Raw genomic sequence first — 15,070 nt, forward strand, 5'->3', positions numbered from 1 at the left:
GCAAAACAAAAAAGCTCGCCGGGTCAGTGCAGACCAAGCGGGCTTTTAATGGTGGGCGTGGCAAGGATTGAACTTGCGACCCCTGCGATGTCAACACAGTGCTCTACCACTGAGCTACACGCCCACGGAAGCGCGTCCTTAGCGGGGGTGGCGGTCGGGCGCAAGCGCCGTTTCGCCCTGGCTCACTGTCCGCGCGTCGCTTTATCCATTTCAAACATCCGATCGACCTCCAGCACTAGGTCGCGCAGATGAAATGGTTTCGAAAGGACGCGTGCCTGCGGCATTGATTTGCCTGCGCGCAGCGTGACAGCGGCAAAGCCCGTGATGAACATCACCCGCAGCTCTGGACACATCTCGCTCGCCTTTTGCGCGAGTTCAATGCCGTCCATCTCGGGCATGACAATATCGGTAAGCAGAAGATCGAATGGCTCGGTCTCCAGCAAGGGAATAGCGGCAGTGCCGCGATCAACCGCCGTAACCGCATAGCCCGATCGTTCGAGCGCACGCGTCAGATATTCGCGCATCACGCGATCATCCTCGGCCAGCAAAATCCTGATCATGACCGGCTTTCCATTGTCCCTGTTGCGCCCACCTTATGCGCCAAGCCCTTAATATTTTCCAGCCAAGCCGAGATAGTTCGTATCGGGTTGATTGCAGCCGCCAATCGGTCGGCCTAGGCTCTCACCTCATGTCGCGCAGCGCCCTTTCAGCCAATTGTCACGGTCCGGTACCGCCGCAAAGCCCGGTGATCCTGTCGGTGCCCCATGCCGGACGTGACTATCCCGCAGCGTTGCTGGCGGCGATCAGGGTACCCGTTACCGCGCTGTTGGCCCTGGAGGATCGCCATGCCGACCTGCTCGCGCTGGCGGCGCGCGGCGCGGAAACCGCGCTGATCCAGCGCCCCGCCCGCGCCTGGATTGATCTCAATCGCGCCGAACATGAAAGGGATCCCAAGCTGGATGACGGCGCTGATCTGGCCAGGCAGCCGGCCATGTCGGCAAAATTGCGCAGCGGCCTGGGCCTGATCCCGCGTCGGCTGGCTAATGTCGGGGAGATTTGGGGCAAAAGGCTGAGCGATGCCGACGTGACCGCCCGGATCGTTGCCGATCACCGGCCCTATCATGGTGCCCTCGCCGATCTGCTGGCAGCGGCGCACGCTCGATTCGGCGTAGCGGTCTTGCTCGATATTCATTCGATGCCACCAATCGGTCCGCCGGGAGAAGCCGCGCAGATCGTTTTTGGCGATCGTTTCGGCAAATCGGCAAGGCCGCGCTTTGTCGCAAGGCTGGAGGCAGAGGCGGAGGCTGCGGGCATCGCCCATGCACTCAACTCCCCTTATTCGGGCGGGCATATCCTAGATCGCCATGCCCGGCCAGCGGGCGGTATCCATGCCGTGCAGATCGAATTTGACCGTAGCCTTTATCTCGACTCTGTGCTCGAATCGCCGGGGCCTGGCTTTGCCGCCACGGCGGCCTTGCTTCGCCAGATGATCGCCGCCGTCACCGACGAGGCAATCGCCAGCACCAGCGCCCTGGCCGCCGAATAAGTGCCTACAGCCCAATAAAAAACCACCCCGCGCAACGGATGCGCGAGGTGGCCAAGGTTCAGGGAGTACCCATCTGAAAGATGGGTGGCGCAACCCGGTGAAAGGGGGGGAACACGGGGCCGCGCCTCACCAATATAGGTTTGGGTTCGCGGTGCTACAAGCACCAAATTGGGTTTTAACGAACCCCCTTATAATGAACGACTTAGGCAGCCAATACCGGCGGCGGGGTCTTGCCCTGCTCCGCCTGCATCTGGAAAATCTCCCGCATCTGCGACAGCGAGAAAAGGTGCGCATAGAGCAAGGGCAGCATGCCCGATTTGGCCATCTTGCGGAGCTGATCGCCGCGCAGGTCCATCAGCTTTTCTTCATTCACCATCTGGAAGCCGCGATAGACATAGGGCTGCGCAACACCATCAGCCTGGATGCTGACTTCACCGTCCATCAGCAATTCGGACTCGGTCAGATCGCGCATAAATGCTGCTGTCCGGGCACCGGCCTGTTCAAACATCTCGTTGAACGACAGGATATTCTTGGTCGTCTCGGTCGGCTGGCCATCAGCGAACAACGCCTCGCCTTCATCAAACTTGCCGATCGTGTCGGAGGTTGGGTCGAAGCACAAGGACAGTTCCTCGGCATTCGGGGTCAGCTTGGCGAGCATATAGGGGTAACGGCGGATATAGGCCGGCACGTAGAAATTCGGCAGGTTGATCTTGCCCTCTGCGTCGACAAACACGTTAACGCCCTCGTTCAGGCCCATCAGCGCCAGCGGAATGGCATCGGGGCCCGTCGAAAAGACGATCGGCATGAAACGCTGAACCAGCGCGAATTCGTCAACGGTCACGGGGATGGCATGCTGGCCAATCAAAAAGGGTGCCGTCATCGCTGGACGAATGCGATAATCGGCATGCGCCTGGCTCGAAAGCGGTTCGAGCGAATTGTAAAAAAGCGGGAGTCCCTGCGGGGCGCTGGCCATCATCATCTCCGTCAAAAAAATAGATACAAGCCGAATGGCGAGTTGGCGCCGCCTCTATGGTGCCCGGCGCGCTGGCGCAAGCGCTACGAGCTTGCCGGGATTCATGATCTGTCCCGGATCGAGCGCCAGCTTGATCGCGCGGAGCATCCCCAGCCGGGCGGGCGAGGACAGCCGTTCCAACTCGTGCAGCTTCATCTGGCCGATCCCATGTTCAGCCGAAATAGACCCGCCTGCCGCGACGACAAGATCATTGACGTAGGGCGTAATCAGCAGGGCCTGTTCAGCATACCATGTTTCGGCATCGACATCTTTAGGCGCACGCACGTGAAAATGCACATTGCCATCCCCCAAATGGCCAAAAGCACCGGCGCTGGTACCGGGGAAACGCGCTTCGACTGCACGCGCGGCGGCGATCATGAAACCGGGCATCCCTGCCACGGGCACCGAGATATCATGCTGCACGGCCGGACCACTGGCGCGTTCCGCCGCCGAGATCGAATCGCGCAGCCGCCAAAATGCGTCGGCCTGGGCCTCGCTGGCGGCAATCACTGCATCAGCGACCAGACCATCACCGATCGCGCCAGTCAGGAGCCGCTCCACGATGGCGGCCGGCGATTCGGCATCAGCAGTAGTCGCCACAGCTTCGACAAGGACATGCCAGGGATGCGGGCCAGCCAACGGCGCGCGCGCGCCGGGCAAATGGTCGATGACGAGCTGCAGCGAGTGATCGGGGACGATTTCAAAGCTTTCGATGCAATCGGTGGCGGCTTCCATCCGCCGCAGCAGCGCCAGCGCATCAGCCGGACTGGCCACGCCCACCCAAGCCACCGCGCGCGCGCTGACATCGGCCACCAGCCGCAGCGTTACCGCCGTGATGACGCCCAGCGTTCCCTCTGCGCCGACCAGCAACTGATTCAAATCATAGCCGCGATTGTCCTTTTTCAGCGCGGTTAGCCCGTCATGCACCGATCCATCGGGCAATACTGCCTCAACGCCAGCGACCAGCGCGCGCATCGTGCCAAAGCGCAAGACCTGGGTGCCACCGGCATTGGTGGACGCAAGCCCCCCAATCGTCGCGCTGCCACGCGCGCCAAGCGTCAACGGGAAACGCCGGTGCTGTTCGTGGACGGCATCATGCAGATCGGCAAGGATAACCCCCGCTTCCGCCACCGCGAGATTAGCCCCGGCATCAATGTGACGAATGCGGTTCATTCGCCGCAGCGACAGGATCAGCGCCGATCCATCGCTAGGCGGGGTCGCGCCCCCGACCATCGATGTATTCCCACCCTGCGGCACCAGCGGCACCCCGGCTTCAGCCGCAGCAGCCACGATCATGGCGACGTCGGCCGTCGTCGCTGGGGCCAGAATCGCTGCGGCCGCGCCATGATATCGGCCGCGCCAATCCACCAGCCAGGGCGCAATATCATTACCGTCGGTGATCACTGCCTTGCTGCCAAGGCGATCCTTCAGGGTTTCGATCAGGGAAGTTTGCGCAGCGGTCATTTCGCGAGGGTATTAGCATGATGCCCGCCGCCGTCCATCGCGCAGCGCGTGGAATCACGACCGGACTTTCTGCCGAAGCGACGCACGGCAGGGTTCGCTGGCCAAGAAACTGCTTTTGGGCAGATGATCTATCCGCTGAAATCGATTCAGGACCAAAAACAAAGCCTAGACGTTATCAATACGCCATAATTCTCCGGCCATTTTAAATTTTGCAACGTATTGGACAACCGAATGACAGATGCTGACCCTTCCAAAAAAGCATCGGCGCTTCGCAAGCGTGCACTATCGCGATGGGATAATGAGGGTGGCGCGATTGCATCGCCACCCGCCAACGGCAATGTCGGTGCTCCCGCCCCGTCGCCGGGGCGCAGGCCAGACTGAGCTGCGGGCAAGTTGGCGCTCCGGCGAAGAGCTAACGGGCGGCCAGCCATGTCGAAAAAATCGCCGCCAATTCATCCGCTGTTCAACCATCTGGGTTAACAGCGTTGCTTCTCATGATGACTGTCCTGCTCTCCCCCGCACTCATGCTGCTGTTTGCTGCACCGATGCCCGACAAAAACGGGCAGGCGAGGCAGACGGTTCAATATGGCATTATGACCTATCGCCAACGCATTGTGATTCGCGTGCCCAAGCTGCCCGATTCACCGCGCGTGCCTCAACAAATCGCGGCGTCGCCGATCCGATGGAAAGAAGTGAAGGCCGATAAATGCCTCGCGATCACATCGATAACGGGTGTTGCCGTCAGCCGGACCGAAAGTGTGGATTTCCTCACCATCGAGGGCCGCAGGCTGTGCGCCAAATTCGACGATGATTGTCCAGCGATCGATTTCTATGCCGGCCTGTATATCCGTCGCACCCTTGATGGCATGATTTGCGCCAAGCGCGATGCCATCCGATCACGATCGGGCGACTCCTGCAGGATCGAGGCGTTTAGGGAATTGCGCCGCAAGCGCTGAAACCGATCGGGCTTTCGGCCTGCCCCAAGGCAAATCTTGACATTTGGGGCGGAATCCGCAACCGCCACTATTGCTTTCAGGCCCGCTGCCAGCGGACCCTTTTTCCGGACACAGCATGACCTTTGCCGATCTCGGCCTATCTGACGAACTTCTTCGCGCAATCGAGGATTCGGGCTATACTGTGCCCACCCCCATCCAGGCGAGCGCAATCCCCTCGATCCTGATGATGCGCGATATGATCGGCGTTGCGCAGACAGGCACAGGCAAGACCGCGTCCTTCGTGCTGCCGATGATCGATATTCTGGCCCAGGGCCGCAGTCGTGCACGCATGCCGCGCTCACTGATCCTCGAGCCAACGCGCGAACTTGCCGCGCAGGTCGCCGAAAATTTCGAGAAATACGGCAAATATCACAAGCTTTCGATGGCGCTACTGATCGGCGGCGTCTCGATGACCGACCAGCTTGCGGCGCTTGAAAAGGGCGTTGACGTGCTGATTGCGACCCCCGGCCGCCTGATGGATCTTTTTGGTCGCGGCAAGATCATGCTCAATGGCTGCTCGCTTCTGGTGATCGACGAAGCGGACCGGATGCTCGACATGGGCTTCATCCCCGATATCGAGGAAATCTGCACCAAGCTGCCCAAGCAGCGCCAGACCCTGCTGTTTTCCGCGACCATGCCTGCCCCGATCAAGCGGCTGGCGGACAAATTTCTTGAAAACCCGAAAATGGTCGAAGTCGCTCGGCCGGCCACCGCCAATGTCAACATCAAGCAATGGGTGGTTTCGGTCTCGGCATCGAAGAAAAAGGACCGGCTGCGCGAGCTGCTTGGCGCCGAGGATGTCAAGACCGCCATCATCTTCTGCAACCGCAAGACGACGGTGCGGGAGCTCAACAAATCGCTGCAGCGCGACCGCTATCGCTCCAGCGAAATCCATGGCGACATGGAACAATCGCAACGTATCGCCGAGCTTGACCGGTTCAAGGCAGGCGATGTCAACATCCTGGTCGCGTCTGACGTCGCCGCGCGCGGGCTGGATATCAAGGGCGTGAGCCACGTCTTCAATTATGATGCGCCTTGGCACCCGGACGATTATGTCCACCGCATAGGCCGCACTGGCCGCGCAGGGGCGACGGGTGTTGCCTTCACTTTCGTCACGCCCGACGATGCTGAGAATATCGCCAATATCGAAAAGCTGACGGGGCAGAAAATCGACCGTTTCGCCAGCGAAAGCGGACCTGTCGACAGCCCTGCCGACGAGGATGAGCGGGCACCACGCAAGTCCCGGCGTAAGCCCGCCGCCAAGGCCGTCGGCAAGGCCGAACGTGCGGCGCCCGCAGCCGCGCCAACATTCGATGATGATCGTCTGATCGATGCCCATGCCGAACGCGCGCAGCCTGCCGCACGGCCAGCGCGCGCTGCGCCGAATTCGGCCCCAACGGCAACGGCCAAGCCAATGCCGCCAAAGGCCAAACCAGCGCCGGCCCGAACGACGGCGATTGATGACGGCGACGATGATGGCGGCTGGAACGGCCCGTTGCCGGATTTCCTGCGCGCCAAGATCAGCTGACGCACGCTATGTCGGGCATTGTCGAACGCGTGCCGATTCAGACGATCGACAGCCCTTGCATCAATATCTGCGCCATTGATCCGGCATCCCAGCTCTGCACCGGCTGCGCGCGGTCGCTGCACGAAATCGCTGGCTGGACGAGCGGCAGCGCTGAATGGCGCGCCAAGGTGATGGCTGCGCTGCCAGCGCGGCGACAGGCGATGATGGGCTAACAGCCCCGTCAGGCCGTGGCTTACGCCTCAGCAATCAGCGCCAAATCAATTCCCTTGGCGCGGACATAGGCATCGCGCGAGACCAGTCGAGCGATATAGGCTTCGAACGCCGCACGCTTGGGTAGAGTACCGAACTGCACGCCCCAAATGACCTGCGATCCGACATAGACATCGGCGGCGGTAAACCGGTCACCCGCGATATAGGGCGATGCCGCTACCGCCTTTTCGAGCACATCAACCGCGAGATCGTAATTGCCGTAACCGGCCATTCGCCCTTGATCATCGGTCGGTGCAAAACCCATTGCGCGGTTAGTAATCGCTTGTTCCAGCGGCCCCGCGCCAAAAAACAGCCAGCGATAATAGTCAGCGCGCTCGGCTGGCGTAGGGGCAAGCCCGGCATCGGGGAAAGCTTCGGCAAGATAGGCGCAAATCGCCGCGCATTCGGTAACGACCTGTCCGTTGTGCACGATCGCCGGCACCTTCCCCATGGGATTGATCGACAGAAATGGCTCCTGCTTCATCGTCGTTGCGTAATCGAGCAGGACAGTTTCATAAGACGCCCCGCTCTCTTCAATAGCCCAGCGCGCAATCTGCCCGCGCGACATTGGATTGGTGTAGAAGGTCAAAATACCAGCCATGGCGACTCCCCTCCCTTTTTCAGAACAGAAAAAGAACAGATCGGCGCGCTGGCGTCAAGCCTTGTGCGGCGCGCGATACCACCAGACGCCGTCGATCACATCCTTGACGGCGCGCCCTTCGACCTCGAGCCTGCGGAGATGCGCCAGCGCCTCGCCAGTCGCCATGCCGTAGACCTCAGGGCCGATCGCGCGGCGGAACAGCCGCCCGAAACAATCGACCGCCCGTCGCGGCGCTTCGGCGATGAACACAGCAAGTTCATCGAGCCGATCGCGATGCTCCCGGTCGAGCGCGTCGAGCCGGACATGCAGCCCCGAAAACACGTCGCCATGCCCTGGCAGCACGATCAGATCATGCGGCAGCTTCTTCAGCTTGGCGATTGAATCGAGCCACTCGCCCAAGGGATCGGCTTCGGGCTCAGTCACGCCCAGCGAGACGTTGGAGCTGATCCGCGGCAACACCTGGTCGCCCGAAATGAACAGGCCGCGCGCTTCATCGAACAAGCAGGCATGTTCAGGCGAATGGCCTGATCCGGTGACGATCCGCCAGGGCCGCCCGCCGATCATCAGCGATTGGCCATCGACAATCCGCCTAAAGCCAAGCGGCAGCGGTGTGATGATCCGGCGAAACCCGCTCCACCCGCGTGACATGCCGCGCGCCATTGGCTCCTCACCCCAGCCAGCCGCGCGCCACATCGCGATCATTTCCGCCGGCACGGCATCGCGTGCATCGGCCGCAAGCATCCGCGCGGTCAGCCATTCACCCCGCGTCATGATCAGTGGCGCATCGTGATGATCGCACATCCAGCCCGCCAGGCCGATATGATCGGGGTGGAAATGCGTGCCGATCACCTTGGTGATGCGCACGCCCGCCAATGGCCCCTTGCTGATCGCCTTCCACGCCGCCCGCGCCTCTGGCAGGTTCATGCCGGTATCGACCAGCGCCACGCCCGGCCCGCGATCATCATGATCGTCGATCAGCCAGCAATTAATGTGCTTCAACGGGCCCGGCACGGTCAGCCGCACCCAGCGCAGCCCATCGGCCACCGTCATCACCTGATCAGGTTCAGGGCCGACATGCCCGAACGGATAGGTCAGCCCTTTATGACTAGTCGCCACAAAGCTTTCATCAGCGACCAGCGCGGCATCGGGGGAGATGCGCGTCACGTCAGCGGCGCTTGAAGGGGTCCTCGAAGCCGCGCGCTTCCAGTTCAGTCTCTTCCATGCCGGCATTTTCCGCGTCACGGACGGCCTGTTCGCGCTGTGCGCGCAATTCGGTGATCAACGCGGCGCGGTCGCCTTCAAGGCGGTTGTCAACCGGGGCTTCGATGCCGGCTGCCTTGGCTGCCTTGGCGACGATGGCATCAAGTTCGCGCTGCGAACACAGGCCGAGCGTAACCGGGTCCTTCGGCGTGATATTGGCGATGTTCCAATGGCTACGGTCGCGGATCGCGGCGATTGTCGTCCGGGTGGTCCCGATCAGGTTACCGATCGCGCCGTCCGAAATTTCGGGGTGGTTGCGGATGATCCAGGCAATGCCATCGGGCTTGTCCTGACGCTTGGAAACCGGCGTGTAGCGCGGCCCCTTGGTCCGGCGGATCTGCTCTGGCCCCTTCAGAATCTTCAGCCGATAATTGGGATCAGCCTGGCCCTTGTCGATTTCGTCCTGCGTCAGCTCATGCGCGCGCAAAGGATCGCGACCCGTTAACTTGGTGGCGGCAGTATCGTCGGCAATCGCCTGAATTTCGAGGATATGCAGGCCACAAAATTCAGCAATCTGCTCAAAGCTGAGCGCAGTATTGTCAACGAGCCAAGAGGCGGTTGCATGCGGCATGAGCGGCTGGGCCACGGGAAACTCCTTAAAAACAGAAAGGGCCGCCCCGTTAAGGAGCGGCCTGTAATGCTGATGACTTAATGCGGATCGCCTGCCGGGGCAAGGCGCTTAACGGACACGACGATTTTGCCAACCCGCCATCAGGCGGCCATGGCTTCATCATCATCCAGCTGGATCGGGGCCAGTGCCTCCAGAAACTGGCGGGCGCTTGCTTCCCAGGTGAAGGTTCGGCCGTAAGCCGCACAGGCCGCGCGATCACGCGTCAGCGCGGCGGCGATCGCGACATTGAGATCATCGTCCATCGCGCCGATATCCGCCTTCACGACATCGATCGGCCCGGTCACGGGGAAAGCGGCGACTGGCACGCCAGACGCCAGCGCCTCAATCATCACCAGGCCAAAAGTGTCCGTCTTGCTGGGGAACACGAACACATCAGCGGCGGCATAGGCAGCCGCCAGATCAGCGCCGAATTTCGGGCCCAGAAAATGCGCTTCGGGATATTTCGCTTCAAGCGTTGCGCGCGCGGGGCCGTCGCCGACAATCACTTTGACGCCGGGCACGGTCGCCTCGAGAAAGGCCTCGATATTCTTTTCAATCGCCACCCGGCCGACATAAAGCTGGATCGGTCCACCCAGCGCGCGGATCGCCGGATCGGGGGTGATGTGAGGGCCAAAAATAGACAAATCCACCCCGCGCCCCCAATGCCTGATCTTGTTCAGGCCATGCGTGCGCAGCGTGCGCGCGATTGAGGCAGTCGAAGCAAGCACGGCCTGCGCCGGCCAATGGAACCAGGTGATGTACCGCCAGATCCAGCCCGGATCGATGCCCGTTCGCGCCGAGACATAATCCGGAAATTGCGTGTGATAGGCAGTGGTGAAAGGGAAATCGCGCGACAGGCACCAGCGCCTTGCTGCCAGGCAGATCGGCCCTTCCGTCGCCAGATGGATCGCATGCGGGTTAAAATCGGCGAGCATCTTCCCAACCGATGACGTCCGCGCAAAGGCTAGCCTGATTTCAGGATAGGTCGGGCACGGCATCGAATAAAAATGTTCAGGGCTGATCACCAGCACCTGATGGCCCTGGCGCTCCAGTTCGGCACGCACGGATTGCAGCGTGCGGACCACCCCGTTGACCTGGGGGCTCCACGCGTCGGTGGCGATTGCGATCCGCACCGGCGTCAGGCCGCCATGGCCGGCATTGTGGCGAGTTCCCGCACTGCGATTTCGTCCGCCCAATGGAGCACTTCCATCCGACCGTCGAAATGCTCGACCAATGCGGTACAACCTTCTACCCAATCTCCGTCATTCCAATACTCCACACCTTGAATCATGCGGTGCTCTGCGGTGTGAATATGGCCGCAAACCACTCCATCTACGCCGCGCGCGCCGGCTGCATGTGCGACAATCTCTTCATAATTCGAGATAAACTCGACTGCGTTTTTCACCTTCGCCTTCGCGTGCTTCGATAGCGACCAATAGGGCAGGTTAAAGCGTCGACGAAACGCGTTGACCAGCCGGTTCAGCGCCATCAGCGCGTTATAGGCGAGATCGCCCGCATGCGCGAGCCACTTATGCGCCAGCGTGATCGCATCGAATTCATCGCCGTGCAGCACCAGCAATCGCCGCCCGTCGGCGGTCTGGTGGATTGCCTTGCGCCGGATCGCGATGCCGCCGAAATCCAGCCCGGAAAACTGACGAAAAACCTCGTCATGATTGCCCGGAATATAGATTACCTTGGTGCCGCGCTTGGCGCGCTTTAGCAGCCGCCAGACGATGTCATTATGCGCAGCCGGCCAGTAGAATTTCTTCTTCAGCCGCCACCCGTCAATGATATCGCCAACCAGATACAGCGTCTCACTATCCACGTGATCGAGAAAATCGATCAGCATCTCAGCATTACAGCCACGTGTGCCTAAATGGATGTCTGATATCCAGATGGTGCGATACTGCTGCCGCCCACCAAATGTCCGTTCTGGGATGGCCGGTTCTGAATGCACGAAATCGGCGAAATCGGCCAACCCGCTATCGATCGAAAGCTGGGCAATATTCATGCGCGTAACCCCGCAACCATCCCTTGGTTGGTCGGCTATGCCCCGTTTATGTTACATTTTGAATCGTTGGGGGCCCGCGATTCATCAGTTTCGGCGGTTTTTTCGCCCCATGTTTGATCGAGAATCCCAATATAGCCCGGCACCCTCGGCACGGGCACGCGCCATGCCAAGTTGGCGCAGTTGCGCGGGGCCGATGCGCACGCATGGCCGGTCGGTCGCACCTGCGGGGCGCTTGCTACGGCCGGCCTTTCGATGCCCGCTTTTCGGCGCGCTGTTTGTCGGCGGCGAGCGTTGCGCGCATCATCTGTGCGTAGTCACCGTCGAGAAACCACCAACGGAAAAGCTGATCGCCGACAAAGCCCAGCACCCCGGGCAACCGCGTTCGGTTCATCTTGAACGCATAGGTCCAGCGGACGTGCGTCTCGCCCGTTAGCAGCTGGGTGCGGACAAAATCACCGACGGCATAGCTAATCGGGCGCGCAGTTGCCGAGGTATAGTTCCACACAATGTAGCGGAAACGCGCCTCGGTCGCGCTGGCCCGATTTTCGAGCAATTGCTCCATCAATGTCGAGCCATCCGACAAGCATACGATGCGGCGCGCGCCGGGAAAGTCGAACGCGCCGGGCGTCAGCAGCCTGGTACCCGTCACCGAAGGCAAGTTCTTTTGCGGCGGAATGGCGTCTTCGAGCTTGGTTTCGGCAATCGACGCGAGGACGACGGGCAGCGGGGCCTTTATCCGAATGGTCTCCACGCGCGATACCAGCCGTTCCACCGGCAGCGGCGCAGGCGGCGGCGCCTTCGAATAGCCAACGGGCGGTACACATGGTGCCGCCACCGCTGGACCCGACACACCGAGCATTGCCAGCCACGTCATCAATCTCGCTCTCATCGCGCGCTCCTAATCGCCGACAATCGGATATTACGATCTTCGGATTATCCGATGGTCGTTGCAAATGTCAATCCCCCACTTGCAGGATCGCGGCGCCACGGGTTAGGCGGTGCCATGGCCGCAGCCCAGTCCCTCGTCGAAGAAGCACAAGTCGACGCCTTGCTTGCCGGCGTGATCGGGCTGTTGCGGCGGTTCAAGCTCGAACCCGGCTTGCTGGCGGACAGCGTCTATGCCGACCTTCACCACAATGACATTGGCCTGCTCACCCATCTCCAGCCGGGCGATGGGCGGCCCGTTCGGGTGCTTGCGAGCGAGTTTGGGGCGCCCGATTCCACCATCTCCTCCGCGCTGGACCGGCTTGCGCGGCGCGGGCTGATTCGCCGCGTCCCGAGCGAGACCGACCGGCGCAGCGTGCTGGTATCGTTGAGTGCCGAGGGCGAAGTGCTGGCAGACCGGCTGTTACAGATTCAGCGCGATAATTGCCGCGCGATGCTTGCGGCCCTACCAGCCGATGATCGCGCGACGCTGATCAGGCTGGCGGGTGTCATGGTGGCCGATGCCGCCGAATAGCGGCGCCGAGTCTCGCTAGATCGCGACATGCCCCGGCAGCGCCGCCACGCGTGCCAGCCACGCCACGACGTTGACATAGGGCGCGAGAGAGAAGGCGCCGCCTTCCTCGGCAACATGGGTGTAGGCGTAGAGCACAATGTCGGCGAGCGTCAGCGTGTCGCCGACAAGAAAGGGCGTCTTCGCCAGTTGCGCGTCCATCAGCGCGAGCGCCGCCATCCCCGCGACTTGCTTGGCCATTAGCTGACCCTTTTGCGCATCGGACAGGTTCTCGGCGCCGACGAACGCCAGCCAGAAACGCAAGGTCGCGATGTTGGGTTCGTGGTTATACTGCTCCCAGAACATCCAGCGCAGCATGTCGGCATGGTCGAAGCGATCAGCCGGAATCAGCGCCGATCCGTGCGCCAGATAGACGCAGGCGGCATTGCTTTCGGGCAGGAATTTGTCGCCGATCTGCAGGACCGGAATACGGCCATTGGCGTTGATGTCGCGCAAGAAGGCAGGCGTCCGCGTTTCGCCCGCGAGAATGTCATACCCCCGCCGCTCCAGCGCGATGCCGAGCAGCGCGGCCGTAAGCCGAATCTTGTAGCAATTCCCCGACGGGGGATATTCGTGCAGGATCAGCGTGTCGGTCATTGCCCCACCCCCCCTTCAAGCGTGGCGGCGGACGCGGTCGTTGCTGGACCCGCAATTGCGGGCGGTGCGACGATATTGGTCAGCGCGTCGAGCGACGATCCGTCCAGCCCCAGCTCCTTCATCAGTCCGTCGATCAAGGGAGCCTGCGCGCGGTAGCGGAGCGCCGCCGATACCGCCGAATTGGCAAGATTCTGGTCGCCGCCATCATGGCCGCCGCCATTGCCGCCCTGTCCGTTCAGCCCTTCGACCTGGACGATCTTGATGCTGTCGATCGCTTCGATCGGCTTGGCTGCCTCGCGGATGATTTCGGGCAATACCTTCAGCAGCGCAAGCTTGCTCTGCAACGACATGGTGTCGGACGACAGGATATTGGCGGCCTCGTTGACGGCGCGTTGCCCGGCCGCCTCGACCTCGAACCGGATTCTGTCTGCCTCGGCCTTCAGCTTTACCGCTTCGGCATCGCCTTCCGCCGTCAGACGCTGCGCCTCAGCACGATCAGCCGCAGCCTGTTTCTCAGCCTCGGCCTGCACCTTGACGCCGATCGCGGCGCGTTCCGCCTCTCGCGCCGCATCGATCAGTTCGATGCGTTTTTGGCGCTCGGCAATCTCGGTTTCCCGCGCGGTGCCGACCTGTTCCTCGGCGGCGACCGCCTTGGCGCGGGCGCCATCGGCCTCGGCGCGCGCCTGGCTTTCTTCACGGCTCTTGTTCTGGACCGCGATCTGCTGCTCCTGTCGGGCGAGTTCGAGCGCCTGGGTCTGCGCAATCTGCGCTTCCTTGACGGCGCGGTCAGCCTCGATCTGCTGGCTGTCGATTTGCTTCTTGGCCTCGATCCGGGCTTGCTCCGACTCCTGCTGGCGCAGCGACTGTTCGCGCGCGACTTCGGAGGCTTGCGCCGCGCGCTTCATCTCGATCTCGCGCTCCTGCTCCAGCCGCGCAAATTCAGTGTCGCGCCCAATCAGGAAGCTCTGGCGCGACGCTTCCAGATTCTTGGTCTCTATCTGGACGCGGGTGTCCTGCTCAATGTCGTTGCGCGCCTTTTTGCGCAGCTCGATCTGCTCGGTCAGCTTGGTGAGGCCCTCGGCGTCAAAGGCATTATTGGCGTTGAAATGCTCGATCGAGGTCTGGTCGAGCCCGGTCAGCGACACGCTCTCCAGCTCAAGCCCGTTCATTGCGAGATCGACCGACGAGGCCTGCTGCACTTTCTGCACGAATTCACTGCGTTGCTCATGCAGTTGCGCCATCGTCATGCCGGCGGCGACCGAACGCAGCGCATCGACGAACTTGCCTTCGACCAGCTCCTTCAGCGCATCGGGGTGCATCGTCCGCATGCCGAGCGTCTGCGCCGCAGTCGCGATCGACTGCGCATCGGGCTTCACCCGGACATAGAATTCCGCCTTCACGTCGATCCGAAGCCGGTCGAAGGTGATCAGCGCATCGGTGTTCTTGCGCTCGACCGCCAGCCGCACGGTGTTGAGATTGACGGGCATCGTTTCGTGAAACACCGGCAGCACCAGCGCGCCGCCGTTGATCACCACCTTTTCCCCGCCGAACCCGGTTCGAACGAAGCCAACCTCTTTCGACGCACGTTTGTAGAGCCGCGCGAGCATCAGGCCGATGACCAGCAGGACGATGAGGCCCACGCCAGGATAGACGACATAAGGCAGCACTGAGCCGCCCTGAGTCACCAGGTCGTTCATGTTGA

General features: G+C 61.6%; 16 protein-coding genes and 1 tRNA gene. 5 read left to right on the forward strand and 12 right to left on the reverse strand.

What is annotated here, in order from left to right; translation table 11 throughout:
• Positions 1-49 precede the first annotated feature (49 nt).
• Together B7Y43_RS10530 and cpdR are read right to left on the reverse strand one after the other, a co-directional pair.
• Positions 50-124: transfer RNA gene (locus B7Y43_RS10530), tRNA-Val, on the reverse strand.
• 58 nt (positions 125-182) lie between these two features.
• Positions 183-560 carry a cell cycle two-component system response regulator CpdR gene (gene cpdR / locus B7Y43_RS10535; RefSeq protein WP_374131609.1) on the reverse strand — a complete coding sequence of 126 codons (378 nt, stop codon included), beginning with the start codon at positions 558-560 and terminating at the stop codon, positions 183-185.
• A gap of 128 nt (positions 561-688) precedes the next feature.
• Between cpdR and B7Y43_RS10540 the strand changes: the two genes are divergently transcribed.
• On the forward strand, positions 689-1,546 hold the full coding sequence (locus B7Y43_RS10540; protein WP_374131610.1) for an N-formylglutamate amidohydrolase: 858 nt from the start codon (positions 689-691) through the stop codon (positions 1,544-1,546).
• A gap of 202 nt (positions 1,547-1,748) precedes the next feature.
• On the opposite strand, the gene B7Y43_RS10545 is transcribed toward B7Y43_RS10540, so the two are convergent.
• Both B7Y43_RS10545 and B7Y43_RS10550 read right to left on the reverse strand, forming a co-directional pair.
• On the reverse strand, positions 1,749-2,519 hold the full coding sequence (locus tag B7Y43_RS10545; RefSeq protein WP_374131611.1) for a SapC family protein: 771 nt from the start codon (positions 2,517-2,519) through the stop codon (positions 1,749-1,751).
• 54 nt (positions 2,520-2,573) lie between these two features.
• Positions 2,574-4,022, reverse strand: coding sequence for an FAD-binding oxidoreductase (locus tag B7Y43_RS10550; protein ID WP_374131612.1), 1,449 nt, complete (start codon positions 4,020-4,022; stop codon positions 2,574-2,576).
• A gap of 494 nt (positions 4,023-4,516) precedes the next feature.
• On the opposite strand from B7Y43_RS10550, the gene B7Y43_RS10555 reads away from it, so the two are divergent.
• The 3 genes from B7Y43_RS10555 to B7Y43_RS10565 all read left to right on the forward strand — a co-directional run bounded on the left by B7Y43_RS10555 (position 4,517) and on the right by B7Y43_RS10565 (position 6,757).
• Positions 4,517-4,978 carry a hypothetical protein gene (locus B7Y43_RS10555; protein ID WP_374131613.1) on the forward strand — a complete coding sequence of 154 codons (462 nt, stop codon included), beginning with the start codon at positions 4,517-4,519 and terminating at the stop codon, positions 4,976-4,978.
• Positions 4,979-5,093: 115 nt separating this feature from the next.
• Entirely contained in the window at positions 5,094-6,545 is a 1,452-nt protein-coding gene (locus B7Y43_RS10560; protein WP_374131614.1) for a DEAD/DEAH box helicase, read from the forward strand.
• A gap of 8 nt (positions 6,546-6,553) precedes the next feature.
• Entirely contained in the window at positions 6,554-6,757 is a 204-nt protein-coding gene (locus B7Y43_RS10565; protein WP_374131615.1) for a DUF1289 domain-containing protein, read from the forward strand.
• 20 nt (positions 6,758-6,777) lie between these two features.
• Here B7Y43_RS10565 and B7Y43_RS10570 read toward each other — a convergent pair whose 3' ends face one another.
• The 6 genes from B7Y43_RS10570 to B7Y43_RS10595 all read right to left on the reverse strand — a co-directional run bounded on the left by B7Y43_RS10570 (position 6,778) and on the right by B7Y43_RS10595 (position 12,165).
• Complete coding sequence (locus tag B7Y43_RS10570; protein ID WP_374131616.1) at positions 6,778-7,395, reverse strand: glutathione S-transferase family protein; 618 nt, start codon at positions 7,393-7,395, stop codon at positions 6,778-6,780.
• Positions 7,396-7,449: 54 nt separating this feature from the next.
• Positions 7,450-8,559 (reverse strand): MBL fold metallo-hydrolase, encoded by a 1,110-nt coding sequence (locus B7Y43_RS10575; protein ID WP_374131617.1) that lies wholly within the window; start codon positions 8,557-8,559, stop codon positions 7,450-7,452.
• A gap of 1 nt (position 8,560) precedes the next feature.
• Complete coding sequence (locus B7Y43_RS10580; protein WP_374131618.1) at positions 8,561-9,241, reverse strand: DUF1013 domain-containing protein; 681 nt, start codon at positions 9,239-9,241, stop codon at positions 8,561-8,563.
• A 125-nt stretch (positions 9,242-9,366) separates the two neighbouring features.
• The gene (locus tag B7Y43_RS10585; RefSeq protein ID WP_374131817.1) at positions 9,367-10,398 is read right to left on the reverse strand and encodes a glycosyltransferase family 1 protein; all 1,032 of its coding nucleotides are present in this window, start codon (positions 10,396-10,398) and stop codon (positions 9,367-9,369) included.
• Between the two features lie 5 nt (positions 10,399-10,403).
• A complete protein-coding gene (locus B7Y43_RS10590) occupies positions 10,404-11,276 on the reverse strand; it encodes a UDP-2,3-diacylglucosamine diphosphatase (protein WP_374131619.1) in 873 nt (290 codons plus the stop codon).
• Positions 11,277-11,511: 235 nt separating this feature from the next.
• On the reverse strand, positions 11,512-12,165 hold the full coding sequence (locus B7Y43_RS10595) for a hypothetical protein (RefSeq protein WP_374131620.1): 654 nt from the start codon (positions 12,163-12,165) through the stop codon (positions 11,512-11,514).
• A 114-nt stretch (positions 12,166-12,279) separates the two neighbouring features.
• Here B7Y43_RS10595 and B7Y43_RS10600 point away from each other — a divergent pair, with 114 nt between their 5' ends.
• The gene (locus B7Y43_RS10600; RefSeq protein ID WP_374131621.1) at positions 12,280-12,735 is read left to right on the forward strand and encodes a MarR family winged helix-turn-helix transcriptional regulator; all 456 of its coding nucleotides are present in this window, start codon (positions 12,280-12,282) and stop codon (positions 12,733-12,735) included.
• Between the two features lie 15 nt (positions 12,736-12,750).
• Here B7Y43_RS10600 and B7Y43_RS10605 read toward each other — a convergent pair whose 3' ends face one another.
• Together B7Y43_RS10605 and B7Y43_RS10610 are read right to left on the reverse strand one after the other, a co-directional pair.
• Positions 12,751-13,368 (reverse strand): glutathione S-transferase family protein, encoded by a 618-nt coding sequence (locus B7Y43_RS10605; RefSeq protein WP_374131622.1) that lies wholly within the window; start codon positions 13,366-13,368, stop codon positions 12,751-12,753.
• Complete coding sequence (locus B7Y43_RS10610; RefSeq protein ID WP_374131623.1) at positions 13,365-15,065, reverse strand: flotillin family protein; 1,701 nt, start codon at positions 15,063-15,065, stop codon at positions 13,365-13,367. Before B7Y43_RS10610 ends, B7Y43_RS10605 begins: the two co-directional genes overlap by 4 nt.
• Positions 15,066-15,070 lie beyond the last annotated feature (5 nt).

The sequence above is a fragment of the Sphingomonas sp. 28-62-20 genome (genome assembly GCF_002281505.1).